Source organism: Streptococcus sp. 23.2, assembly GCF_016648665.1.
In the GTDB taxonomy this organism is placed as follows: Bacteria; Bacillota; Bacilli; order Lactobacillales; family Streptococcaceae; genus Streptococcus; species Streptococcus salivarius_E.
This window is the reverse complement of sequence record NZ_JACLQJ010000011.1, coordinates 35,738-61,651: the sequence shown is the minus strand read 5'-3', so window position 1 is coordinate 61,651 and position 25,914 is coordinate 35,738. Positions and strand designations below refer to the sequence as shown.

25 protein-coding genes and 1 other annotated feature are annotated in these 25,914 nt (G+C 40.5%); of the genes, 21 read left to right on the top strand and 4 right to left on the bottom strand.

The window, feature by feature from the left end:
• Positions 1-20: 20 nt before the first annotated feature.
• Positions 21-482 carry a DUF6556 family protein gene (locus tag H7T98_RS07010; protein ID WP_014633949.1) on the bottom strand — a complete coding sequence of 154 codons (462 nt, stop codon included), beginning with the start codon at positions 480-482 and terminating at the stop codon, positions 21-23.
• Positions 483-590: 108 nt separating this feature from the next.
• Here H7T98_RS07010 and H7T98_RS07005 point away from each other — a divergent pair, with 108 nt between their 5' ends.
• The 13 genes from H7T98_RS07005 to H7T98_RS06945 all read left to right on the top strand — a co-directional run bounded on the left by H7T98_RS07005 (position 591) and on the right by H7T98_RS06945 (position 13,514).
• A complete protein-coding gene (locus H7T98_RS07005) occupies positions 591-1,736 on the top strand; it encodes a cysteine desulfurase family protein (RefSeq protein WP_155124121.1) in 1,146 nt (381 codons plus the stop codon).
• Positions 1,737-1,790: 54 nt separating this feature from the next.
• Positions 1,791-3,014 carry a tRNA uracil 4-sulfurtransferase ThiI gene (thiI, locus tag H7T98_RS07000; RefSeq protein WP_155211752.1) on the top strand — a complete coding sequence of 408 codons (1,224 nt, stop codon included), beginning with the start codon at positions 1,791-1,793 and terminating at the stop codon, positions 3,012-3,014.
• A gap of 105 nt (positions 3,015-3,119) precedes the next feature.
• Entirely contained in the window at positions 3,120-4,631 is a 1,512-nt protein-coding gene (gene gtfA / locus H7T98_RS06995) for an accessory Sec system glycosyltransferase GtfA (protein ID WP_002890077.1), read from the top strand.
• Positions 4,624-5,943, top strand: a complete 1,320-nt coding sequence (gene gtfB, locus H7T98_RS06990; protein ID WP_175057413.1) for an accessory Sec system glycosylation chaperone GtfB — start codon at positions 4,624-4,626, stop codon at positions 5,941-5,943. Before gtfA ends, gtfB begins: the two co-directional genes overlap by 8 nt.
• A gap of 4 nt (positions 5,944-5,947) precedes the next feature.
• Positions 5,948-6,484 carry a GNAT family N-acetyltransferase gene (locus H7T98_RS06985; protein WP_175057414.1) on the top strand — a complete coding sequence of 179 codons (537 nt, stop codon included), beginning with the start codon at positions 5,948-5,950 and terminating at the stop codon, positions 6,482-6,484.
• Between the two features lie 112 nt (positions 6,485-6,596).
• Positions 6,597-6,671 (top strand) — a sequence feature (ribosomal protein L21 leader region).
• Positions 6,672-6,711: 40 nt separating this feature from the next.
• Positions 6,712-7,026 carry a 50S ribosomal protein L21 gene (gene rplU, locus H7T98_RS06980; RefSeq protein ID WP_002885597.1) on the top strand — a complete coding sequence of 105 codons (315 nt, stop codon included), beginning with the start codon at positions 6,712-6,714 and terminating at the stop codon, positions 7,024-7,026.
• 35 nt (positions 7,027-7,061) lie between these two features.
• Positions 7,062-7,352 (top strand): 50S ribosomal protein L27, encoded by a 291-nt coding sequence (rpmA, locus tag H7T98_RS06975; RefSeq protein WP_002885483.1) that lies wholly within the window; start codon positions 7,062-7,064, stop codon positions 7,350-7,352.
• Positions 7,353-7,409: 57 nt separating this feature from the next.
• Positions 7,410-8,105, top strand: a complete 696-nt coding sequence (locus H7T98_RS06970; RefSeq protein WP_175057415.1) for a GNAT family N-acetyltransferase — start codon at positions 7,410-7,412, stop codon at positions 8,103-8,105.
• 199 nt (positions 8,106-8,304) lie between these two features.
• Positions 8,305-8,679, top strand: a complete 375-nt coding sequence (locus H7T98_RS06965) for a DUF1149 family protein (RefSeq protein ID WP_002885550.1) — start codon at positions 8,305-8,307, stop codon at positions 8,677-8,679.
• Between the two features lies 1 nt (position 8,680).
• Entirely contained in the window at positions 8,681-9,523 is an 843-nt protein-coding gene (locus H7T98_RS06960) for a DegV family protein (RefSeq protein ID WP_014633954.1), read from the top strand.
• Positions 9,524-9,583: 60 nt separating this feature from the next.
• Complete coding sequence (gene dapB, locus H7T98_RS06955) at positions 9,584-10,351, top strand: 4-hydroxy-tetrahydrodipicolinate reductase (RefSeq protein WP_048676350.1); 768 nt, start codon at positions 9,584-9,586, stop codon at positions 10,349-10,351.
• Positions 10,348-11,550 (top strand): CCA tRNA nucleotidyltransferase, encoded by a 1,203-nt coding sequence (locus tag H7T98_RS06950; protein ID WP_201061569.1) that lies wholly within the window; start codon positions 10,348-10,350, stop codon positions 11,548-11,550. Before dapB ends, H7T98_RS06950 begins: the two co-directional genes overlap by 4 nt.
• 83 nt (positions 11,551-11,633) lie before the next feature.
• Positions 11,634-13,514 (top strand): ABC-F family ATP-binding cassette domain-containing protein, encoded by a 1,881-nt coding sequence (locus H7T98_RS06945; protein WP_022496253.1) that lies wholly within the window; start codon positions 11,634-11,636, stop codon positions 13,512-13,514.
• Between the two features lie 78 nt (positions 13,515-13,592).
• On the opposite strand, the gene H7T98_RS06940 is transcribed toward H7T98_RS06945, so the two are convergent.
• From H7T98_RS06940 to H7T98_RS06930, 3 genes are all read right to left on the bottom strand, one after another.
• On the bottom strand, positions 13,593-14,096 hold the full coding sequence (locus H7T98_RS06940; protein WP_013990123.1) for an HdeD family acid-resistance protein: 504 nt from the start codon (positions 14,094-14,096) through the stop codon (positions 13,593-13,595).
• A gap of 68 nt (positions 14,097-14,164) precedes the next feature.
• Positions 14,165-14,926: an NUDIX domain-containing protein gene (locus H7T98_RS06935; protein WP_064520584.1), complete on the bottom strand. Its 762-nt coding sequence runs from the start codon at positions 14,924-14,926 to the stop codon at positions 14,165-14,167.
• A 56-nt stretch (positions 14,927-14,982) separates the two neighbouring features.
• Positions 14,983-16,089 (bottom strand): AAA family ATPase, encoded by a 1,107-nt coding sequence (locus tag H7T98_RS06930; protein WP_064520585.1) that lies wholly within the window; start codon positions 16,087-16,089, stop codon positions 14,983-14,985.
• A 357-nt stretch (positions 16,090-16,446) separates the two neighbouring features.
• Here H7T98_RS06930 and gdhA point away from each other — a divergent pair, with 357 nt between their 5' ends.
• From gdhA to H7T98_RS06890, 8 genes are all read left to right on the top strand, one after another.
• The gene (gene gdhA, locus H7T98_RS06925) at positions 16,447-17,799 is read left to right on the top strand and encodes an NADP-specific glutamate dehydrogenase (RefSeq protein ID WP_037597452.1); all 1,353 of its coding nucleotides are present in this window, start codon (positions 16,447-16,449) and stop codon (positions 17,797-17,799) included.
• Positions 17,800-18,085: 286 nt separating this feature from the next.
• The gene (locus H7T98_RS06920; protein WP_229103960.1) at positions 18,086-19,627 is read left to right on the top strand and encodes a YfhO family protein; all 1,542 of its coding nucleotides are present in this window, start codon (positions 18,086-18,088) and stop codon (positions 19,625-19,627) included.
• A 156-nt stretch (positions 19,628-19,783) separates the two neighbouring features.
• Positions 19,784-20,194: a peptide deformylase gene (locus H7T98_RS06915; RefSeq protein WP_139724742.1), complete on the top strand. Its 411-nt coding sequence runs from the start codon at positions 19,784-19,786 to the stop codon at positions 20,192-20,194.
• A gap of 187 nt (positions 20,195-20,381) precedes the next feature.
• A complete protein-coding gene (locus H7T98_RS06910; protein ID WP_070839705.1) occupies positions 20,382-20,825 on the top strand; it encodes a MarR family winged helix-turn-helix transcriptional regulator in 444 nt (147 codons plus the stop codon).
• A gap of 3 nt (positions 20,826-20,828) precedes the next feature.
• Positions 20,829-22,643, top strand: coding sequence for an ABC transporter ATP-binding protein (locus H7T98_RS06905; protein ID WP_201061567.1), 1,815 nt, complete (start codon positions 20,829-20,831; stop codon positions 22,641-22,643).
• A complete protein-coding gene (locus H7T98_RS06900; protein WP_110981069.1) occupies positions 22,633-24,411 on the top strand; it encodes an ABC transporter ATP-binding protein in 1,779 nt (592 codons plus the stop codon). The genes H7T98_RS06905 and H7T98_RS06900 overlap by 11 nt, the downstream gene beginning before the upstream one ends.
• 107 nt (positions 24,412-24,518) lie before the next feature.
• Entirely contained in the window at positions 24,519-25,142 is a 624-nt protein-coding gene (locus H7T98_RS06895; protein WP_110981068.1) for a GNAT family N-acetyltransferase, read from the top strand.
• Between the two features lie 148 nt (positions 25,143-25,290).
• A complete protein-coding gene (locus tag H7T98_RS06890; protein WP_110981067.1) occupies positions 25,291-25,914 on the top strand; it encodes a GTP pyrophosphokinase family protein in 624 nt (207 codons plus the stop codon).

Here is a 25,914-nt window from a genome sequence, read left to right as displayed (position 1 = left end):
TTCCTAGCCTTTTACATGTCTTAGTTAGAAGCGGCGTCACCAGTTGTTGCGCCACCAGTAGTCGCATTGCCAGATGTTGTGTCTGCAGTAGCTGCTGATGAAGAGGTAGTCGTATTGCCACCCGTTGTTGTATCTGCAGATGACGAATAGGTGTTAGTTCCTGCTTGGCTACTTGTTTCTGTTTCTGAATCAGTCGCATTGCCATAACTAGATGAGGTAGCACTTGATTCTTGAGTCTTATTATTGCCTTCTTTGATGACTACAGTTGATTGATTGGCTGATGAATCAGAAGTGTCCTTATTTTTAGAGGCTGTGAAATTCATGATGGTGATTGAAGCCACGATGATTGACAAAATTGTCCCGACGGCAGTGAGGACTTTTTGGAAGGCAGTGAAGCCTTTTGTAACGTGTTCAGTCACCTTTGGGGCAGATTTTTTTTCTTCTTTTGATGAATGATTACGGCGTGAGTAATTTTCAGACATGATGCTCTCCTTAAAAATATTTCGTACTTTCTATTATATGATTTTCTCGCAAAAATTGCTAAAAAAATTATGCTATAATAAATAGTAAATAAAAATCGAGGAAAAATCATGATTTATTTTGATAATTCGGCCACAACGGTGCCTTATCCAGAGGCACTTAGAACCTATCAAGAAGTGGCTACTAAAATTTTTGGGAACCCATCCAGCCTACACCAATTAGGAACATCTGCGACACGTATTTTGGAGGCTTCTCGTAAGCAAGTTGCGGAACTCATTGGAAAATCAGCCGATGAGATTTTCTTTACGTCTGGAGGAACCGAAGGTGATAACTGGGTCATCAAAGGTGTAGCTTTTGAAAAAGAGCCTTACGGCAAACATATCATTGTTTCTGATATTGAACACCCAGCGGTAAAAGAATCTGCCAAATGGCTTTCAGAGCATGGTTTCGAGGTGTCTTATGCACCAGTAAATGAGCAAGGATTTGTGGATGTTGAAGCTCTTGCTGAATTATTACGCCCTGACACAATCTTAGTTTCGGTTATGGCTGTTAATAATGAAATCGGATCAATCCAACCTATTCAAGCCATCTCAGATCTCTTGGCTAATGAGCCTACCATATCTTTCCATGTGGATGCTGTTCAGGCTATTGGAAAGATTCCAGTATCGTCCTATTTAACTGACCGTGTAGATTTTGCGACTTTTTCTGGTCACAAGTTTCATGCTGTTCGTGGTGTCGGTTTTGTCTACAAAAAGGCAGGGAAAAAGATTACGCCGCTCTTAACCGGTGGTGGTCAAGAAAAAGATTTTCGTTCAACGACTGAAAATGTTGCCGGCATTGCGAGTATGGCCAAGGCCTTGCGCTTGGTAACTGACAAAGAGGAATTTTCTCTTCCTAAAATTGCCAAGATGAAAAAGATTATCTTTGACGAATTGGCTAAGTACCAGGATATTACTATTTTCTCAGGTGAGGGTGAGGATTTTGCTCCCAATATTTTGACCTTTGGAATCAAGGGTGTTCGTGGTGAAGTTATTGTCCATGCTTTTGAAGAGCATCAAATCTATATTTCAACGACATCAGCATGTTCATCTAAGGCGGGGAAACCAGCGGGGACTCTCATTTCTATGGGTGTACCGACTAAGTTAGCCCAAACAGCTGTTCGTATCAGTCTTGATGATGACAATGATATGGGACAGGTGGAACAGTTCCTCACGATTTTCAAGCAGGTCTACGCCAAGACACAAAAAGTGAGATAGCAAGATTTAAGCGATTAAACAATAAAACTAAATTCACATTTAAAAGGAAAAGGAATGACACTAACATATTCAGAAATTATGGTTCGCTATGGTGAATTGTCTACCAAAGGCAAAAACCGTATGCGCTTTGTCAATAAACTTAGAAATAATATTAAAGATGTCCTATCCATCTATCCAGAAGTTAAAGTGACTTTTGATCGAGATCGTGGACATATCTACCTCAATGGTACAGACTACGAGCCAGTAGCAGAGTCTTTGAAGCAAATTTTTGGTATTCAAGCCTTTAGTCCTGTTTACAAGTTTGAAAAAGATGTCGATGTCTTGAAAAAAGCTGTTCAAGACATTATGACTGGACTCTATCGTGACGGTCTTACTTTTAAAGTAACTGCTAAACGTAGTGACCATGACTTTGTTCTCGACAGTCGTGAGCTCAATCTTACTTTAGGAAATGCAGTTTTTGATGTATTGCCTGACATCAAGGCTCAGATGAAGGGCCCAGATGTCAACCTTAAGGTAGAAATTCGTGCTGAGGCGGCTTATATTTCTCACGAGGAAATCAAAGGAGCAGGTGGACTACCTGTAGGGACTGCCGGTAAAGGAATGCTCATGCTTTCAGGTGGGATTGATTCGCCAGTGGCAGGTTATCTTGCACTTAAACGTGGTGTGGATATTGAAGCTGTCCACTTTGCAAGCCCTCCTTATACCAGTCCTGGTGCACTGAAAAAGGCTCAAGATTTGACCCGTAAGTTGACCAAGTTTGGTGGTAATATCCAGTTCATCGAAGTACCATTTACTGAAATCCAAGAGGAAATCAAAGAAAAAGCGCCTGAGGCTTATTTGATGACCTTGACGCGTCGTTTTATGATGCGTATTACTGACCGCATTCGAGAAGAACGTCGAGGTCTTGTGATTATCAATGGTGAGAGTCTTGGTCAGGTTGCCAGTCAGACTATGGAGTCTATGCAGGCGATTAATGCTGTTACATGTACGCCAGTGATTCGTCCAGTTGTCACTATGGACAAGTTGGAAATCATTGATTTGGCACAAAAAATTGATACCTTTGACATTTCCATCCAACCTTTTGAGGATTGCTGTACTATCTTTGCACCTGACCGTCCAAAGACTAATCCAAAAATCAAAAACGTTGAACAATATGAACGTCGTATGGATGTTGAAGCCTTGGTTGAACGTGCGGTTGCGGGAATCATGGTGACTGAAATCACACCTATTGAAGAAGCGCAAGACGAAGTGGATACACTTATTGAAGACTTGCTCTAGTCTAGGAGGATATAGTACTAACATAGCAGTATTTAGGTGCTACTAGAGTTAGGTATGTCCAAAAAGAAATGTCGATGTTGAGCTTTTACCCAGAAAGGAAAATACATGACTGTTTATAACATCAATTTAGGAATCGGTTGGGCATCAAGTGGTGTTGAGTACGCCCAGGCCTATCGTTCTACAATTTTCAAAAACACAGGTATTAAGGCCAAATTTGTCTTTATGGATATGTTCCTGCAGGACAATCTTTCTGATTTGACCCGTAACATGGGGTTTGAAGATGAAGACGTCATCTGGCTATACAGCTATTTTACAGACCTGAAAATTGCTCCAACGACCTATACTGTCAAGGATTTGGAAAAGGAAATCCCTTATGACATCACGCGTCGTGAGATTAATGGCAAGGTGGTTAAGCTCTTTTGTGCCAAGGAAGATATTTTTTATGCAGCCTACTTGCGTAAAGAGGGTGAAGATATCGTTCACCGTGTGGAAAAAGTATCGCGTGGTTGCTTAATTCGTAAAGACTTTTACTCTTACACTAAGATGTTCACGGAGTACTACACCCCTGTAGATAACAAGGCCCACCTCTATCAACGTCGTTTCTTCAATGAGGATGGTAGTGTTGCCTATGATGAAATTGTTGATGGTAAGGATAGTGTCTTCCGTTTCCCAGATAAGATTTTGTCTTCTAAGCATGAGTTTATTGCCTACTTTATGTCTCAACTTGGTCTAACTGACCAGGATATCGTTATCTTGGACCGTGCCACTGGCACAGGGCAGGCTGTTTTCCGTAATACCAAACCTGCTAAGCTTGGGGTTGTGGTCCATGCAGAGCACTTTAGTGAAAATGCTGTGACAGACAAGACTATTCTTTGGAATAACTTCTACGAGTATCAATTCAGTAATGCAGATAAGGTTGATTTCTTCATCACAGCGACAGAGCGTCAACGCAGCATTATGCTAGACCAGTTCAACAAATACACACCATTTACACCTAATATCGTAACGATTCCTGTGGGAAGTTTGGATAAACTGAGAGAGCCTGAGGGAGAGCGCAAACCATTCTCAATCATCACAGCTTCACGTTTGGCCAATGAAAAGCACGTAGACTGGTTGGCTAAGGCTGTTGTTAAGGCTAAAGAAAGTCTGCCACAAGTGAACTTTGATATCTTTGGTACAGGTGCTGAAGAAGCTAAGCTTAAGGCAATTATCGAGGAAAATCACGCTCAGGATTACATCCACCTCAAGGGTCACCAAGATTTAACAGAAGTCTACAAGGATTACGAACTTTACCTATCAGGTTCTAAGAGTGAAGGGTTCGGCTTGACACTTCTAGAAGCTGTTGGATCGGGCCTTGGTATGATTGGTTTTGATGTCCGTTATGGGAACCAAACTTTTATCAAGGATAATGAAAATGGTTACTTAATCCCTCGATTTGAAAAAGATGACGAGCTTGCTATTGTGGCTGCCTTGGCAGAGAAAATTGTAGCTTTCTTCAATCGTTCAGATTTAGATCATGTTCATCAAGTCTCTTATGATATCGCAAAAGGCTTTTTGACAGAGGAAATCGAGCAGAAGTGGCTTAACTTAGTAAAGGAGATGACTAATCATGATTAATTTATTTGAGAACTATAGTCAAGGTAGTTGGGATCTCCATTACTCGCTGATTGTTGCTGGCTATGTAAATACAACAGTTTGTCTTTCAGATGATGGCTTTCTGCCTAGTGATGTGACCTCACCTTACCTTTATTTCACTGGTTTTGACAAGGTTCAAGGTTCTGCACTTTACTTTAATCAGGTTCCTGTGCCTGACTACTGGGAAATTTTAGGAACAAATAGCAACGCGGAAATCTTCCGTTTTGATAAGAAACGTGGTCATATTCACTATGCGCATCCTGCTCATCAGCGTCTAGTTAAAGCTGTGGATTGGTATGATGAGTCAGGTCGCCTGCGTGTGACTGATCGCTACAATAATAAGGGGTACCGTTTCTCACAAACAACTTACAATGTTAAGCAAGAAGCGACCATTACTAGTTATTTCACTCCAGACAACAAGGAAGTTATCGTCATTAACCATTTGACCAAAGACGTTATCTTGAATTGGAAAGACAAGGTCTACATTTTCAAAAACAAATCGGAGTTTGTAGTCTTTTATCTTAAAGAAGCTGGTTATGATTTGCGACGTATCCTTTATAACTCCTTGTCAACACCTTTCTTGACAGCTATGAATCTTCCGAATTCTGGTCAAGATGTCCTCTTCTGGCAAGAGCCTATCACTGATTCAGTCCCTGGGAATATGCGCCTCCTTCTTGATAGCAATCACCGTCAAACTAAGATTGTAGTGCAAGAATACACAGCATATACGAATCTTCTAAAGTTGGTTAGTCCAGAGCAGGCTTCTCGCGTGGCCTTTCTCGGATTCATGTATCCATTTGCCCGCCAGAACAACTTCCAAAATCAAGCGCTTATCTTGACCAACTCAGATCAGATTGAACACTTGGAAAGCATTGTTAGTGAAGTGCCTACCATGCACTACCATATTGGGGCAATCACTGAAATGTCAAGTCGTTTGATGGATTTAGCTAAATATAGTAATGTTAGCCTTTATCCGAATATTACAACAGAACAGGTTAAGCGTCTCTATCAAGAGGCTGATTTCTATTTAGATATTAACCACCAAAATGAAATCCTGTCAGCGACACGTGCTGCCTTTGAAAATAACCTGCTTATCCTGGCTTTCACGAATACAAGCCATGGTCCAGATTATACTGCACCAAGCAATATTTTCTCACCAATGAATGCTGGGCAATTTAAGCAAACCCTTAAAGAAGCCTTGGGCAACCGTGACTTCCTTAGTCACTTGCTTGATCGTCAACGTGAGCACGCTCATGTAGCAACACCAGAAGATTATAAGAAGGTTATTGGTTAGGAAAATGACACTAGAGGTTCGTAACATTTATCCTCTGACATCAACATTCAAGATGGTCGCTTCGCTTTATGAAGCGGCTTTTCCTGTGGAGGAGAGACTCCCACTTTGGCAATTGTCTTGGAATAATTTGAAAAATGGACAATCTTTCTTGGCTTATTTTGATCAGGGAGTTTTTATTGGTTTTACCTATGCAATCTGTACTGATAACCTGGTCTACCTTCTCTTTCTTGCGGTTGAGGAAAGTAAACAGTCGCAGGGTTACGGTAGTCAAATTTTGGCACAAGTTAGGGAAGAAGCAGGAGAACGACCGTGTGTGCTTACGATTGAACCCATGGATGAGGAGCAAGTCTCTAATCGGGCTCAACGTCTAAAACGTTTAGCATTTTATGAACGAAATGGCTATCAGGCATTGAATCACTTCTATTTTGAAGGAAGTGAACGCTATCAAATTTTGACAACGGATAAGAGCCTTTCCTTAGTTGGTCTGGAGCGGGCTCTAGCTAAGACTTTCCTAGGAAGATATGGAATAAGAGTTGATTAGGGTAATCGTTACTTTGATAAATTTCAATGAGCAGAATAAGAATAATCAAAATAACTTTTTCTCTTGTCATTAGCATGAAAAAATGATAGAATTGTAACGTTGACTAAATGCACGTCCTGTGCAACCGCACGACTACTGTTTACAAGTGGGTTCGCCCCCGCAGTACTAGGCGAGTCTTCACAGAGGGAAACCTCAGACACATTAAAAATTTTAATAGGAGGTGCATCATGAGCACATACGCAATCATCAAAACTGGTGGAAAACAAGTTAAAGTTGAAGTAGGTCAAGCGATCTACGTTGAAAAAATCAACGCTGAAGCTGGATCAGAAGTAACTTTTAACGAAGTTGTTCTTGTCGGTGGTGATAAAACTGTAGTAGGTACTCCAGTTGTTGAGGGAGCTACTGTTGTCGGAACTATCGAAAAACAAGGTAAACAAAAGAAAGTTGTTACTTTCAAATACAAACCTAAAAAAGGTAGCCACCGTAAACAAGGTCACCGTCAACCTTATACAAAAGTTGTTATCAACGCTATCAACGCGTAAGTTAGCGACTAATCACTAAGAAAGGACACAATCTTATGTTGAAAACTCTTGAAAACTTGCAACTTTTCGCCCACAAAAAAGGTGGGGGTTCTACTTCCAATGGTCGTGATTCACAAGCTAAACGTCTTGGTGCTAAAGCAGCTGATGGACAAACTGTATCAGGTGGATCAATCCTTTACCGTCAACGCGGTACACACATCTACCCAGGTGTAAACGTAGGCCGTGGTGGTGACGATACACTCTTCGCTAAAGTTGAAGGTGTTGTACGTTTCGAACGTAAAGGTCGCGACAAAAAACAAGTATCTGTATACCCAGTTGCTAAATAATTAAGCTAAAGTCTGCACTTTTGTGTAGGCTTTTCTTTATGAAAAAAGGAGAATCCTATGCCTTTAAATCACTACCAACAAGAAGTAGGGCCAAGTCTAGCAGATGCTAGTCCGGGTAAAATGCCAGATGTTGCTCTATTAGAAGGTCGTTATTGTAGCGTTGAACATTTGACAGTGTCAGAGCATTATGAGGACATTTTAGACTTTTACTTTACTAATCAGATTCTTTCTGATTGGACCTATATGTATGCCGATCCATTTGAATCTGAAGAAGCTGTACGTCAGTGTTTGGAGGATTATGAGCAATCCGATAACCCTTATTTCTTTGCCATCAGGGATAAGGCTTCAGGTAAGGTTCTGGGAACCTTTTCACTTATGGCTATTACACCAAAAAATCGTAGTGTTGAGATGGGACGAGTGATTTTAGCACCTGCTTTACAAAAGACTCGAGCAGCCACAGAAGCTCAATACCTGCTTATGGAATATGTCTTTGAAGATCTTAACTATCGTCGTTATGAGTGGAAATGTGATAGTCTCAACCGCCCTTCTGCCAATGCAGCCATGCGTTTAGGGTTCACCTATGAGGGGCGTTTTCGTAACCATGCTATCTATAAGGGACGTAGCCGTGATACGGACTGGTTCTCGATTATTGACAGTGAGTGGCCAGTACTTAAGAAACGATTTGAGAATTGGTTGTCTCCTGAGAATTTTGATGAACAGGGACAGCAGAAATGTTCTTTGAGGGATTGTTAGCTGGCAATATAAGGGCTCTCTTCTGATGAAGGAGCCTTATTTTAGTAGTCCTAGTCCTAAATCAAAGCTCCTACTTTTCTAGTGATTATTGTTACTGTCAAAATCAGTCTAAATACTCATTTTTCTGTCAATAATATTCCCATAATAAAGCATATTTATGCTATAATAAAGAGTAATTGTATCAAGGAGAATATGACTAATGGATTTAATTCGCGAAAAAGTATTTGTTAACCGTTACCACTATGATGTTCGTAACCATGAGTGGGAAAAAGAGAATGGTGTTCCTAAAACAAATGTTGAAGTAACTTTCCAGTTGCACAATAAAGATGAAGAAGCTAACAATACGTCTGTTGTAGCTGTTTTGCAATTTATGATTGTCCGTGATGAGTTTGTTATCTCAGGGATTGTTTCTCAAATGGACCACATTCAAAACCGTATCGTCAATGAACCAAAAGACTTCTCACAAGAAGAAGCAGAAGCCTTGGCTGCACCGCTCTTGGATACGCTTCAACGTTTGACTTATGAAGTAACTGAAATTGCCTTGGATCGTCCAGGTATCAATTTGGAGTTCTAAGATGTCTCTTGCAGTTATTACGGACTCATCAGTTAATCTCCCTGCTGAAATTCAGGGCCATGCTGATGTTTATGTTTTAGATATTCCGGTCATCATTGAGGGGCAGCCTTTTGTTGAAGGAAAAAACTTGGATGTCAATCAGTTTTATGAGCAAATGGCAAACTCTGAGGAATTGCTCAAGACGTCGCAACCTAATCTAGCTGACTTGGATAACTTGCTTATGGAGTTTGAGGAGAAAGGTTATACCCATGTCGTTGGGCTTTTCCTTTCTTCAGGAATCTCTGGTTTTTGGGCCAATAGTCAGTTTTTGATTGAGGACCATGCCAAGTTGAAGATTGCTTTTCCTGATACAAAAATCACAGCAGCTCCTATGGGAACCATGGTGAGAAACGTTTTGCATTGGTCAGCTCAAGGGATGTCTTTTGAGAACATTTTGAAGAAGCTTGAGGAGCAAGTTGACCAAACGACGGCTTATATTCTTGTGGATGATCTTAATCATCTGGTTAAGGGTGGCCGTTTGTCGAATGGTTCGGCGATTTTAGGAAATCTTTTGTCTATCAAACCTATTTTGAATTTTAATGACGAAGGAAAAATCGTTGTTTTTGAAAAGGTGCGTACAGAGAAGAAAGCTGTGAAACGTTTGGTTGCCCTAGCTGAGGAAAATCGTGAAATGGAACTTAGTATCCTTCACACCAATGCTCCTGAAAAAGCTGAAGATTTTAAAAAGCAGCTAGAAGCACAGGGAATTAGCGTTTCAACAGTGGTATCCTTATGTGCTGTAATTGCGACACACTTGGGTGAAGGAGCACTAGTACTAGGTATAACACCTAAATTTACCAAATAAGTACTATCCATCTGGAATGGGGTTTGTCTATGATTAAAATCAATAGAGAGGAAAAATGACATGTCTATTAAAGTTATTGTTGCTGGATTTAAAGGAAGAATGGGTTCAACTGCGGTTGAAATGGTCAAGGGAGATGACGAATTGACTTTGGCTGCCTTGCTTGACCCATTTGCGACAGAAAAAGAAGTGGACGGTGTTCCTGTCTTCACAGATAAAGCGGATTTGGTTGGCTTTGACGCAGATGTCTGGGTGGATTTCACTATGCCAGCTGTTGCCTATGAAAATACTCGTTTTGCTTTGGAGAATGGTTTTGCACCAGTTGTGGGTACCACAGGATTTACTGAAGCACAAATTCAGGAATTGACAGACCTTTCTAAAGACAAGTCTATTGGTGGTTTGATTGCCCCTAACTTTGCTATTGGTGCTATCCTTCTTATGAAGTTTGCGGCAGAAGCTAGCAAATATTTCCCAGATCTTGAAATCATTGAGCTTCACCATGACAAGAAAAAAGATGCGCCTTCAGGTACAGCAGTGAAAACAGCTGAACTTATTCGTGAGGTTCGCGAGTCTAAACGTCAGGGAGCTGAGGATGAAGTGGAAACCCTCGCTGGAGCACGTGGTGCTGAGTTTGATGGTTTCCGCATTCACAGTGTGCGTTTGCCAGGGCTTGTAGCTCACCAAGAGGTTATCTTTGGTGCCCAAGGAGAGGGCTTGACCTTGCGTCATGATTCTTATGACCGTATTTCCTTTATGGGTGGAGTTAACCTAGGTATTAAAGAAGTGGTTAAACGTGATCAGCTTGTTTATGGTTTGGAACATTTACTATGAGATTAAGTTATTTGCCTTCTGAATTTCAGAAGGCTTTACCAATATTAGAGAAGATTAAGGCTGCGGGTTTTGAGGCTTACTTTGTTGGTGGTTCGGTACGAGATGCCCTTCTTAACCGTCCCATTCATGATGTAGACATTGCTTCATCTTCATATCCTGAGGAGACCAAGCAGATCTTCGAGCGTACGGTGGATATCGGTATTGAGCATGGGACCGTTTTGGTCTTGGAAAATGGCGGTGAGTATGAGGTGACGACCTTCCGAACAGAGGACGTCTATGTAGATTACCGTCGTCCGTCTAGCGTGTCCTTTGTGCGTTCATTGGAAGAGGACCTCAAGCGTCGTGATTTTACAGTCAATGCTTTTGCTCTTAATGAAAATGCTGAGGTTATCGACAAGTTCGATGGGCTTGCTGATTTGGACAACCGTGTTTTGAGGGCTGTTGGTAAGGCTGAGGAACGCTTTAACGAAGATGCTCTTCGTATCATGCGAGGGCTACGTTTTGCAGCGAGTTTAGACTTTGATATCGAAGAAAAAACTTTTCAGGCTATGACCAGCCATGCCCCACTTCTGGAAAAGATTTCGATTGAGCGAAGTTTCATCGAGTTCGATAAGTTGCTTTTGGCCCCACATTGGAAAAAGGGAATCAAGGCACTTCTAGCGACTAAGGCTTATCAGTACCTTCCGGATTTTCAAGAAACTGCTGAAGAATGGCAGTCTTTTGTGGCAGACTATGTGGAGGACTTTAGATTTACAAGTTCTGAACAGGCTTGGGCGGCAACTCTTTTGGCTCTCAAGCATGGTAATCCACGCTCTTTCCTTAAAAAATGGAAGACGTCTGTTAATTTCCAAAAGACAGTTCAGTCCTTGATTGAGATTTTCAATTTCCGTTTGGAGAGAGCCGTGACTAAACAAGATGTTTATCAGTATGGTAAGGAGCTCTTAGAGGCGGCTGAGACTTTGAGACAGGCTCAGGGCTTGGATGTCGATTATGTGCGTATTGCCGATTTGGATGGTCAGTTGCTCATCCATGATAAGCACGAAATCGTTGTGAATGGTGGCACGCTGATGAAGGAGCTAGGATTCAAACCTGGTCCGGACCTTGGTCGTGCACTTAAAGCCATTGAAAATGCCATCGTTGATGGGAAACTAGCTAATGACAAGGAAGCTATTATGGCCTTTGTTCAAGCTATGAAATAAGTTTACGGACGTTATAAAAATGACACACCGCTACAGAGCATGCGTAGGATCCGTAGCGGTGTTATTTGTAAGAAGGAAGTAAGATGTCAGATTTTATTGTTGAAAAATTAACCAAGTCCGTTGGAGACAAGACGGTTTTTAAAGAGATTTCATTTATTATCCATGATTTGGATCGTATTGGGATTATTGGTGTCAATGGGACAGGTAAGACAACCTTGCTAGATGTTGTCTCTGAGCGTATTGGTTTTGATGGTGATGTGTCACCTTTCACTAAGGCTAATGGCTATAAGATTGCTTATTTGACTCAGGAGCCAGAATTTGATGACAGCAAGACAGTGCTTGATACAGTCTTGTCATCAGACCTTCGTGAGATGGCTTTGATTCGTGAATATGAAACCCTTATGGCAGATTATTCTGAGGAGAATCAGGCTCGCTTGGAGAAGGTTATGGCTGAGATGGATAGTCTAGATGCTTGGTCCATTGAGAGCGAGGTTAAGACAGTCTTGTCTAAGTTGGGATTGTCAGATCTCTCGCAAAAGGTCGGGGACCTCTCAGGTGGTCTTCGTCGTCGTGTGCAGTTGGCTCAGGTTCTCTTGAATGATGCAGATCTCCTGCTCTTGGATGAGCCAACCAACCATTTGGATATTGATACTATTGCTTGGTTGACGAATTTTCTCAAGTCTTCTAAAAAGACGGTACTCTTTATTACCCACGACCGTTATTTCTTGGACAATGTAGCCACACGTATCTTTGAGTTAGACCAGGCTAATTTGATTGAATATCAAGGGAATTATCAAGACTATGTGCGTCTAAAGGCCGAACAAGATGAACGAGATGCAGCAGCCCTTCACAAGAAAAAGCAACTCTATAAGCAGGAGTTGGCATGGATGCGAACGCAACCGCAGGCACGTGCAACCAAACAACAAGCTCGTATCAATCGCTTTAAGGATCTTAAGGGTGAGGTTCACCAAACGGTCAATAATGAGGATCTTGAAATTAACTTTGAGACCAGCCGTATTGGTAAGAAGGTAGTGAACTTCGAGCATGTCGATTTCGCTTATGAAGATGGCAAGCAAATTCTCAGTGATTTCAATCTTATCATGCAAAATCGTGATCGTATCGGTATTGTTGGGGATAATGGTGTCGGAAAATCGACCTTGCTCAATCTGATTAATGGTGACCTTGTGCCTACAGCTGGTGTCCTAGATATTGGTGAGACGGTACGTATTGGTTATTTCTCACAGCAAATTAAAGATATGGATGAGAGCAAGCGTGTCATTAACTACTTGCAAGAAGTTGCAGATGAAGTTAAGACAACGGTTGGGACAACCAGTATCACAGAGCTCTTGGAGCAATTCCTTTTCCCTCGTTCTACCCATGGGACACAGATTGCCAAGCTCTCTGGTGGGGAAAAGAAACGTCTTTATCTACTTAAGATTCTGATTGAAAAGCCCAACGTTCTGCTCTTGGATGAGCCGACAAATGATTTGGACATTGCAACTTTGACGGTTTTGGAAAACTTCCTTAATGGTTTTGGCGGCCCTGTCGTTACCGTAAGTCACGACCGCTATTTCTTGGACAAGGTAGCTAACAAGATTCTAGCCTTTGAAGAGGGTGGTGTTCGAGAGTTTTTTGGTAACTACACAGACTACCTTGATGAAAAAGCCTTCTTACAAGAGCAATCAGCCCTCCTCGAGAAGGAAAAAGAGCAAGCTAGCGTTAAAGTTGAGAAAGTTAAAGAAGATAAAAAACGCATGAGCTACTTTGAAAAACAAGAGTGGGCGACCATCGAGGATGAGATTGCTGACCTTGAAGCCAAAATCGAAGAGATTGAAGCAGCCATGCTTGAAAATGCTAGCGATTATGGACAGTTAGCTACCCTTCAACGTGATTTGGATGCTGCTAACGAAACCCTACTTGAAAAGTATGAACGCTATGAGTATTTGAGTGAGCTAGAGGGATAAGCTCTTTAGTAATCAAAGTATGACAAAAGCCCTGCATTTGCAAGGCTTTTTGATGTTTATGTAGTGTCTGGTTTCTTCTTACCACAAGCGGAATGAAAAGGAAAGGACTGAAACACCCGTAAAGATAATTAAGGAAGCTACCAAGCGCCCAATAAGAAAGGCTGAGAAAAACGGAGCACTAAAGAGCAAGAGCCCAAATACCAGACAAATTAAGGCGATTGACAGGGCAGGTTGTCCTGAGAAGCCGAATTGACGTTGGCGATGAGCTTGAAAGCCTTGTGTAAAGGCTGAGACAAGAAGCCACCAAGCGATAATGGTTACAGCTACACCTGAGAGCACCCATGCTGATGTTGATAGCAAAATAATCCCAAAAACAATGGAAATGATACTCTGAAGCAGTTGGAAGAAGGAGCGGTTTTCGTTATCTCGTTTAAAATAAACCATGAGACTTGAAACACCAGATATGAGCATCACTAGGGCAAACAGCCAACCAACGATGGCAAGAAGGTTTGTAGGATTAGCGAAGAAAAAGACACCCAAGAGTGTAATGAGAATGCCACTAATCAATGTAAAACTTTTCATAGGATACCTCTTATTAATTTTTCTTAATACTACTATGTAAGCATCAAATTGTCAAACAAAGACCTTCTTTAGAGTGGTTTAATATGATAAGTATAGGTGGCAGCTTTTCTGGTTCTAGTAGCTACCTGACGGCCTGTCTTTTGGAAGAGATGTTTAAAACGCCTCAAGAAGTTTGTAGAATCCATCTTAAGGTAGTCTTCATTAAAGGTCCCAAAAAGTTGACGATAGGTGGTTAGAGTATTTTCCTCAGGCATAATAGAAAGGATAGTTGGATAGTATTCGAGTCGTCCCTTGATACGTTCCATAGCTGTTAAGAGAATTTCCCAATGGTCGAAGGCAAGATCATCGTGTGACAGCGCCTTATCACCATCAGTAAGTTGCAGTTTACCATCTACCATGGCAATGTCTAACCAATGCGTAGACGCCGCATCGTCGGCCGCCTTTTCTACTTGAATATCATTAAAAGTCATGAAGCAGAGATAAGCCACTGTGATAGTCCACATCCGAGGATCCCGATAAGGTGTTCCCACTGTAATGAGTTGCTCAATGTGATCAGGGTTGAGCTTAACGGATGTTTCCTCCTGAACTTCGCGACAGACAGCTAAATTGAGATCCTCTTGCTCCTGAACGAAGCCACCACTGAGAGCATATTTTCCCATGAAGGGATGATTTTTTCGCTTGATAAGTAAGGTTTGGACTCTTCCTTCATAATAGCGGAAGATGACCGAGTCAACGGTCACTGAGGGCTTCACGTACTTATCCATTTCTTCTCGCCGATAGATGTCCAAAAATTCCTTTTCACCACCAGAGTTTTCGAAGGTTTTAGTCATAGGTTTCCTCCTTTATTTATTGTAAGTTCAAATGATGATGGCTTTACATCAGTCTTCTAAATCTCGATGTGTAGACGTTCCTTGATTGCCTTCTTAGCGTGATGGTAGTTATCCGCAAAGAAGCTGTCGCTATTACTATTTTCCCCTAAAATAACGATTTTATCCTTAAATGGTGATAGGAGGTCTAAGAGGTGCTGGGTAAACCAGTCACGTGTTTGGTTATCAGCCATAGTCATGTCACGGAAACCATCATCCACATAGTTTGATTTTGGCAGAATCACAAAAATCAAATCCCACTTTTCACGGGCCTGGGTTACCTGATAGAGCCTATCCAGCATGTCAAATTCTTCTTTAGAAATATTTTCTTTCAAATAGTAATCGATATAAACCTTGGTGACTGTTGAGTTGGTATCGGCAAAGATAAGTCCTGAGTGCTGCCCTTTATCAATGATATCAGAGGTCTGGGCATATTGATCTGTCAGGAGGTGAATATAATCGTTAGTATCTAACTCGTCATCTCGTACATTATACTTTTCTTGATACTCCCTAGCATATTCCAGAGAGCAGGGAGCGTTGTAAGTTCGGGCCAAATCTTTAACAAGAGTAGTTTTTCCACCACTAGCAGAGCCCACGACAAGGACCTTATGAGTAAAGTGACGACGGAAAGGCTTGGTGATAAAACTCCAATTTTCCATAGGATTGTCGCGAATCTCGGTAGCAGAGATGTTGATAATAGAGCGTTCGATGAGTTCTACCTGAGCTTGAGGATAATAGCGATTGAGCTCGGTCACGTACTCTGGCTCTCCAACATAAAAGGTAATCTTTTCAGGATTATCCGTATTTTTAGAGATAAGCTCTTTGACACGATTAACCCAAGGTACCCATCCCTCGGGATAGGCTGGTATCCCAGCCTCATCCAGTTTATCCACAACGACTAATTCATCATCATAGAAAACTTCTCGAACATAACGGAAACGGCGGTTGAGCGATAGGCCTGCGCGTGTCCCTCGATCTTCTTGTGTGTTGCTGCCACTTACGATGACGAGCACATTGTCATTAGCGCGTTTTGCCTTGGTAATAAGGTCAACGTGCCCAACATGCATTGGAGCGAAAGTTCCAAAAACAATGCCGATGTGCTTTCCTGATAATTGCTTTCTTTTCATAAAAAATGATCCTTTTCAAGATTTAGTAAAATTACTAAATTCATAATAACATAGTTGGGGATCTTTGTAAATGTAAAAATAGTAATTTTACTAAATTGTTTTTAGGTTATTTTAGATTTAAAGTTCAAAAAAAGTTTAAAAAATTTTGGAGAAAAACTAGAAAAATAGAATCCGTTTACATTGTTGAATTGATAACTTTTTAGGAGTAGCTTAAAAAAGATAGATCACTTGCTATGTCATAAAAGCTAACATAAAAATCAAAAAAATAGCAGAAAATACTTGACAAGAAGATTCTGAAAATTTATACTATTCATGTAATTAAATTACTAAGGTAATTATTTGAAAGGAAACATTGATATGACAACAGGTAAAGAGTACGTTGCTAGCGTTTTTGAAAAAGTGAAAGCTCAAAATGGCCATGAGGCTGAGTTCCTTCAAGCAGTTGAAGAAGTTTTCGATTCACTTGTTCCTGTCTTCGACAAATATCCTAAATATATTGAAGAAAACCTTTTGGAACGTTTGGTTGAACCAGAACGTATCGTTTCATTCCGTGTGCCATGGGTTGACGATAAAGGACAAGTACAAGTAAACCGTGGTTTTCGTGTACAATTCTCATCAGCTATTGGTCCTTACAAAGGTGGTCTTCGTTTCCACCCATCAGTAAACCAATCAATCATTAAATTCCTTGGTTTCGAACAAATCTTTAAAAACTCATTGACTGGTCAACCAATCGGTGGTGGTAAAGGTGGATCAAACTTCGATCCTAAAGGTAAATCAGATAACGAAATCATGCGTTTCTGCCAAAGCTTCATGACTGAATTGAGCAAACACATTGGTGCAGATACAGACGTACCTGCAGGTGATATCGGTGTTGGTGGACGTGAAATTGGTTATCTCTATGGCCAATACAAACGTCTTCGTAATGAGTACACAGGTGTTCTTACTGGTAAAGGTTTGAACTGGGGTGGATCACTTGCTCGTACAGAAGCAACTGGTTACGGTGCTGTTTACTTTGCAGAACAAATGCTTAATGCACGTGGTGAAAACTTTAACGGTAAAACAGCAGTTGTTTCAGGTGCTGGTAACGTTGCCATCTACGCTATTGAAAAATTGCAAAGCCTAGGTGCTAAAGCGGTAACATGTTCTGACTCATCTGGTTTTGTTTATGATCCAGACGGAATCGACGTTGACTTGTTGAAAGAAATCAAAGAAGTTAAACGTGAACGTATCGTTAAATATGCAGAAGCTCGTCCAAATGCAACCTTCACACCTGCTGGTGGTGAAAAGACAGTTTGGTCTATCAAAGCTGACTTGGCATTCCCATGTGCAACTCAAAATGAATTGGATGAAACAGATGCAGAAACACTTGTAGCAAATGGTGTATTGGCTGTTTCAGAAGGTGCTAACATGCCTTCAACTTTGGGAGCTATTGATGTCTTCCTTAAAGCTGGTGTATCATTTGGTCCTGCCAAAGCTGCTAACGCTGGTGGTGTTGCTGTATCAGCTCTTGAAATGGCACAAAACAGCGGACGTACACAATGGACATTCGAAGAAGTTGATGCTAAACTTTACGATATCATGAAAGGTATCTACGAAAATGCCGCAGCAGCTGCTAAAGAATTTGGTCATGAAGGTAACCTTGTTGTGGGTGCCAACATCGCTGGATTCCTTAAAGTTGCAGACGCTATGTCAGCTCAAGGTATTGTTTAATTAACAGCCTTGACCTGATTAATAAGCCTCTCGATAAAATAAGAAAAGAAGCCTGCGGGTTTCTTTTTTTGTTTAGACAGACTTAGGAGGAAGAGGAGTTCCGTGCTTTTTTTGGTATAATGACCTTGTAAGAAATCTCTTTCTAGAGCAGATTTTTATGAATTAGAATATGAGAGGAATAATTTTGAGTGTTGGAAAGGGTCCCTGTGGGGTAAAAAAGAAGAAGTATACTAATCAGACAATCATTCTAATAAGTTTCTTAATCAGTATGGTGTCAATACTGCCTATGTTCTTTTTTAGGGACAAGCTTTATGGTGATGATATTGTCTTTCACATTAACCGACTCTTATCTTTGGATACTGTCTGGAAGAGTCCTATTAATTTTACGACTAACGGAGGGACCGGACAATTAATCAATACCTTTTATCCCTGGTTAACTTATTATCCTATTTTCATAATCTATAAGCTGACTCAGTCGGTCTTTGTAGCCTGGATGAGTTTTCAGTTTCTTGTTCGCTTTGTAACTTGTTTGCTTAGTTTTTACGGATTACGTTTATTGAAATATTCTGATAAACAGGTGATGATATTTTCTACCTTTTATCTCTTTTCGGGGTATTTCTTGCACAATTCTTATTACCGGGCGGCCGTTGGCGAAACGCTAGCGATGATTTTTCTACCTCTAGTTTTCGTTGGCGTTCGTTTGATAACTTTTGGAGATTACAAGAAATGGTGGATTTTGACTCTTGGGATGCTTGGTTTAGTTTATTCCCATGTCTTATCGGTCCTTTTGGCTTCTGTTGGGATTTTCTTTGCGGTGGTAACTAGTTTTTGGATTTGGGATAATAAAAAAGAACGTGTCCTAGGATTTCTTAAGGCCACCCTTGTCACTCTTAGTATGTCTCTAGCTTTCTTTGTTCCTATGATAGAGCAATTCAAGTATGTCACTCTACGAACGACTTTTAAACCGCTCCTATCAAAGACAGCTTTAAGTCTGGCAGACAACTGGGAGTTGATTCTAAAAAGTGATTTAAGGACTCCATCAGTAAATCTTCTCTATCTCCTGGGCTTATTGCTAAGCCTGATTTTTGCTAAGCGTTTTGTGAAGGATAAGGAAGCTAGAATTTACCTTTTTATTTCTTTTGTTTTGGCCTTTTTGACTTTGAATAGTTTTCCTTGGCAGTTCTTACAGGCAAGTCCAGTGTCCAACCTTCAATTTCCTTGGAGATTATGGAGTTTTGCTCTGCTTTTCTTCAGTTTAGCTTTGGCGAATATTTTAGAAAATATTTCTATAAAGGCATCGACAATACTTGTCTTGTTAGGTCTTTGTCTAAATATGTTTCAGATTGTTACTGTTCAAGATAAGATGACTAAAGCAAAGAATATATTGCCAAGCGATACCAAAGTCACGAGAGAAATGCTGGCCAAGGGAACTTATAAAAATATAAATGGGGATTATACCAATAAAGAAGAGCCTTTTGGCTTTGTCTTTGACAAACACCTTTTCTTGGATAATCAGGAAATCAAGCCATTCATCAGCCGTTCTCCCAACGAGCTAGTACTTACGGTGACCAACGAGTCTAAAGAATCTAAGGTCTTGTCGTTGCCAGTTTTCTACTACAAAGGACAAGAAGCAAGGATTGATGGGAAGCGAGTAACCACTTACTTAGCTAAGGAAAAGAATCCAACTAATCTAGTCTTACCACCAGGTAAACATGGTGTTGTTTTGACCTATAGCTATACTACAGTTGCTAAAGTGGCAATGAGTGTTTCAACTATTAGTCTTTTGGTTTTTATTGGTTATTTGTATAGAGTGAAGAAAGATGACTAAAAAGGAGCCTGCGGGTTTCTTTTTTTGTCTGTTTTACTAGAGGGTGGGCCTTTTGATATAATAGGTCAAGGTGATTTATTTGGAATGAAGACCTTTGGTTCCGATAAAAGAAGGATATATCATTTCATAGTTTAGATAAGAGAAGGGAGTAAATAGATGATAAAACCTATCGTAAAGGATATCTTTTTCCTTGGACAAAAATCGACAGAAGCGACTAAAGAAGACCTCTATTTGGCTAAAGATTTGCGTGATACATTGGAGTTTCATAAGGATGCCTGTGTGGGTATGGCTGCCAATATGATTGGAGTTAAAAAGCGTGTCATTATCGTAAATATCGGTTTTGTTAATCTAGTCATGTTTAATCCTGTTTTAGTCAGCAAATCCTCACCTTTTCAAACAGAGGAGTCTTGTTTATCTTTAGAAGGAAGTCGTCCAACCAGACGTTATGAGTCGATTGAGGTAGCTTATTTAGATGAACAATGGATGCCTAAACAGTTAAGTTTTTCTGGCATGCCAGCTCAAATTATTCAACATGAATTGGACCATTTGGAGGGTATTATTATTTAGATAGCCTAGCTCAAGCGTTGTTAGGTTTTAGAGTCCAAAGCCTTAATAATCACAGTTACGTGAGTGAGAGTGGAAAAAAATATTCTTTTTCACTCTTTTTTAGTTCTCATAGGAACTTTTTTCTTGACAATAGTTCTCATAGAAACTAAAATAGTTTTCATGAGAATTATTTAAGGAGGAGCTTGCAATGCATGGAAAAGATCCTTTTAGTGACTTCAGAGAATTCATCAATACCATGGAATCTCGCGTGCAAGAGTTAGGTAAAGCGTATGGCGTTGAGCATTTAGCTGGCCCGCAAGGATTTGCTGTCAAGTATTTGTCTGACAACCAAGATAAGGAAATTTTTATCAAAGATATCGAGAAAAGACTATCTATTTCCAAGTCAGTGGCTAGTAATTTGGTTAAACGTATGGAGAAAAATGGTTTTGTTGAATTGGTGACATCTGACAAGGACAAACGCTACAAGTATGTTCATCTGACAGATTTGGGTAAAAAGAAGGCCCAAGATGTCGGACATTTCCGAGAGGCTATCCATGAACAGTTGTTAGATGGTATTTCGAAAGAAGATGCTGAAACAGCTTTTCGAGTCTTTCACCAAATTCGCAAGAATTTAGAGAAAAATAAGGAGTAACTTATGTTTAAAATTTTTAAACGTTTGACGGCAAAAGAGTTAAGTATGATTGTCTTAGCTGTGATATTTGTTTGTTTGAACGTCTATCTAAACTTGAAAATTCCAGACTATATGTCTGACATTACAACCCTCTTATCAACCAAGGGGACTAAGGCGTCGGATATTTTTGCTTGGAATACGGATGCCCCAGGGATGCGAATGCTTTTAATGTCCTTTGCGGGTTTTATGGCCTCTGTAGTGGTTGGTTTTCTAGCTGCCAGAACAGCAGCTAGTTTTACCACTCGTCTTCGTGATGATATCTTCCATCAGGTTCTAGATTTTTCGGATGCCGAGATTAAGAAATTCTCTATTCCTAGTCTTTTAACCCGTACGACAAACGATATTACACAATTACAGATGGTACTGACCATGGGGTTACAGGTTATTACACAGGGACCTATTATGGCAATCTGGGCTATTACAAAGATTGCTGATAAAAATGGGAATTGGCTTCTTGCCTTGCTTGTCGCTGTGGCCGTAATTGCCATTCTCATGCTCTTCCTCTTGATTATGGTCATGCCTAAGCAACGCTTGATTCAAACGTTGACAGATAAACTCAATAGTGTGACGCGTGAATCTCTTACTGGAATTCGTGTGGTGCGTGCCTATAACGCTGAGAGTTATCAAGAGGATAAATTTGAAAAGGCCAATACTGATTTGACCCAAAACAATCTTTTCATCGGTCGTTCTTTTGCCTTACTGACGCCGGTGATGACTGCTGTATCAAGTGGTTTGACGCTAGCTATTTATTGGATTGGTGCGCATCTGATTGAAGATGTTAAGATTCCAACAGATCCAACTAAGATTGCTGCTGCCATGGAAAATAAAATCCATCTCTTCTCAGATATGGTGGTTTACTCATCTTATGCTATGCAGGTTGTTATGGGATTCATGATGATGATTGTTGTCTTCTTCCTTCTTCCACGAGCAGTTGTAGCAGCTGGACGTATCAATGAAGTTCTAGATACCCAATCTTCAGTCTCTTACCTTGAAAATAGTTCTGAAAAACCTAAAGACGTGGGCACTGTCGAATTCGATGATGTTTCCTTCCGTTATTCTGAAACTTCAGAGCCTGTTTTGGAGCATGTTAGCTTCAAAGCTAAAAAGGGTGACACGGTTGCCTTTATTGGTTCGACTGGATCTGGTAAATCAACGCTTGTCAACCTTATCCCACGATTTTATGATGCCACGCAAGGAACTATCAAGGTTGACGGTGTGGATGTACGACATTATGACCACGAAACCTTGCACAATATAGTCGGTTATATTCCACAAAAGGCTGTGCTTTTCTCAGGTAATATCACGTCAAATATGACAATGGGAACGAGCAATAATAGTCCCCTAGATGACGCTAAGATTTGGGAAGCTCTCGAATTGGCTCAAGGAAAAGACTTTGTTGAAAATAAAGAAGGCCAACTTAAGGCAGAAGTGGCTCAAGTGGGGTCTAACTTCTCAGGTGGCCAGAAGCAACGTTTGGCTATTGCGCGTGCACTTGCCCGTAAGCCTGAAATCTTGATTTTTGACGATTCCTTCTCAGCTTTGGACTATAAGACCGATCGTAAACTGCGTCAAGAATTGTCTGAAAAAACACAAGATATGACCAAGTTGATTGTTGCTCAACGTATCTCTACTATTATGGATGCTGATCAAATCTTGGTACTTGATCAAGGTAAAGTAGTCGGGCAAGGAACCCACAAGGAACTCTTGGCTAACAATGAGGTTTACCAAGAAATTGCTTATTCACAATTGTCTAAGGAGGAGTTAGAAAATGGAAAATAAGCCAAAAACATCGTCCTATAAACGCTTAAAACCCTATATTAAAGGTTTCCCAATTCCCTTTGTCCTTGCGATTGTTGGAGCAATTATTTCAGCAGTCATTACAGTTATTGGACCAGATAAGCTTAAAGAAATTACCAATACTATTACTGAAGGTATTACACCTACCAAAATGGGGACGATTCCAGGTATTGATTTGGATAAGGTGACAAGTATTGCTATGACCTTGGCTATTCTCTATGCTATTTCAGCGATTGTGGGTTACTTACAAAGCTTTACGGTTGCGACGGTTACACAACGCTTTTCACAACGTTTTCGTACAGCTATCCAAAAGAAAATCAATAGTGTTCCCCTTAATTATTTTGACAGTCATTCTCAAGGGGACACCCTCTCTCGTGTGACTAATGACGTTGACCTTTTGGGACAATCTCTTAGTCAAGGTCTGGGTACCCTAATTACTTCAAGTGTTCTCTTGGTCGCAGCCATTATTATGATGTTTTACTCAAATGTCACTATGGCTTTCACTGCGATTGGTTCTGTCTTGATAGGATTTGTTCTAGTAGCCTTCATCATGGGTTTCTCACAACCCCTTTTCAAACGTCAACAAGAAAATTTGGCTAACATTAATGGATATATTGAAGAAATCTACACAGGTCAAGCAGTTGTAACGAGTTACAATGCATCTGAAGAAAGTAGTCAAGCTTTTAAGGGGCTTAATGATAAACTCTATAAATCGATGTGGCAATCACAGTTTATCTCAGGTATTATGATGCCACTTATGATTTTCATTGGGAACTTTGGTTATGTCATGGTCTGTCTTGTAGGTGCTATCAAAGTTATTGATGGTAGCTTGACTATTGGTGATGTGGTAGCCTTCATGACCTATGTTCGTATCTTCTCACAACCTCTTTCTCAAATTGCCCAAGGAATTACACAACTCCAATCAGCTACTGCAGCCATTGGTCGTATCTTTGAATTTTTGGAAGAAAAAGATATGGACGACGAGTCAGCTAAGACAGCTGAGTTGACAGATACTAAAGGTCAAGTAGTCTTTGACCATGTTTCCTTTGGTTATACTCCTGAAAAGACTATTATTCATGACTTTTCAGCTCTTGCTAAACCAGGTCAAAAGATTGCGATCGTTGGTCCAACGGGTGCTGGTAAGACGACTATTGTTAACCTGCTTATGAAGTTCTATAACATCGACCAAGGTCGTATCACCATTGACGGTGTGGATACTAACGACATGAAGCGTGAAACCGTTCATGACCAATTTTCTATGGTGCTTCAGGACACTTGGCTCTTTGAAGGTACTATTCGTGATAATTTGATTTACAACCAAGAGAATATTTCTGACGAGCAAGTTATTGCTGCAGCCAAGGCCGTCGGTGTTCACCACTTCATTACCACACTTCCAAAGGGTTATGATACTTATTTGGATGATTCTGTGACCTTATCAGTTGGACAGAAGCAGCTCTTGACCATTGCACGTGCGCTTCTTAAGGATGCCCCTCTTCTTATCTTGGATGAAGCGACATCATCGGTTGATACCCGAACAGAAGAATTGATTCAAAAAGCCATGGACAAGCTTATGGAAGGGCGAACTTCCTTTGTTATTGCCCACCGCTTATCAACCATTCGAAATGCTGACCTTATCCTTGTGATGAAAGATGGTAACATTATTGAACAGGGCAATCATGATGAGCTCATGGCAGCAGATGGTTTCTATGCTGATCTTTATAATAGTCAATTTACAGAAGAAGTTGCCTAAACTTTTCTTATAAAATTATAAGATTTTACAAAAATCCATAGAACGTATGACTGTCAGTCATGCGTTTTGTGTTATACTGAAAAAAACAGACAGATTAGGAGATTATGATGCAATATCGCAAAGCAAGACTAGACGAAGTTCAGGAAGTTGCACAAGTATGTGCCGATGCCTTTGAAGATTACCCCTATCTTTCAATGATTGCCAGTAATTTAAAGAAGCCTGAACAGTATAAGGAATTTGTCTTAGCCTTGCAGGAAATATTGGTGCGTTTGGCGATTAAACGGGACTCATGTTTGGTGGCTGAAAAGGACGGTCGCATTGTTGCGGCAGCTATTTTACAGCATCAGACGATTTCTATGCTTAATTATCTTCAAAATGGGGCGACCAAGCTTTTCCGTTTTATAAGCATCACCAAGTTGTTCAAGTATTTTAACTTTGTTGAAGAGTCCGAAAGACATCTGGAAGATTCTGCAGAATACGACTGGTACTTGATGATGTTGGCGGTGACTCCAGATTATCAAAGAAAAGGGATAGGGAGTCGTTTCTTGCTTGAAGGGGTTGAACCTTTTGTACGTAGTACAGGCGGTCGCAGTCTTGGTTTGATTACCAATCGTGATTACAATGTACCTTTCTACGAGAAAAATGGCTACAAGCAATGTGGTTATAAGGTCTTGACCTATGAAACACACAAACTAGGCAACTGGCCTTTTGTTAAATCACTTGATGCATAGCCTTGCGTTAATTAAACTTAGATAAGCAAAATAAATCTGGCTTCGGCTGGATTTTTTTCTTAGCTTTAGAGTCCTTCTTGTCTGGCTCATTCCTTATTTTTAAGCCTAACTATGCTATAATTAGGAAACGCTATTAGAGGAGGTTTATATGTCAACTCCAAGTATTTATGGGGAATATGCTCAGTATCTCCCCAAGATTTTACAAGAAATAACAGACCCGATTATTGCGGCTAATATAACTAGCAAAAAAGAAACAGGCTTTAAACTCTATGAACATTTTATTTCACGAATCAAAGAAAGCGATTCTATGCGTGAAAAGTGTCGTAGGAAAAATTTGCCTGAAACCAGCCAATCTGCTCTCAAGGAAATTCGTGACAGTATTGGGATTCGAATTATTTGTGGTTTTGTCGATGATATTTACAAAACTATTGATGTTATCAAGGATATCCCTGGCGTTTCTATTTATAACGAGAAAGATTACATTTTAAATGCTAAGCCCAATGGCTATCGTTCTTACCACCTCATTTTGGAAATCGAAACCGAGTTTCCAGATGTGCTAGGAAATGAGAGAGGGACCTATTTTGTTGAGGTTCAGCTTCGGACCATCGCTCAGGATTCGTGGGCCAGTTTGGAGCATCAGATGAAGTACAAGCATGACATCAAGAATCCAGAAATGATTACCCGTGAGCTTAAGCGTTGTGCGGATGAATTAGCTTCATGTGATTTGACCATGCAGACCATCCGTAACTTAATTCAAGAAGGAGGGGACTAG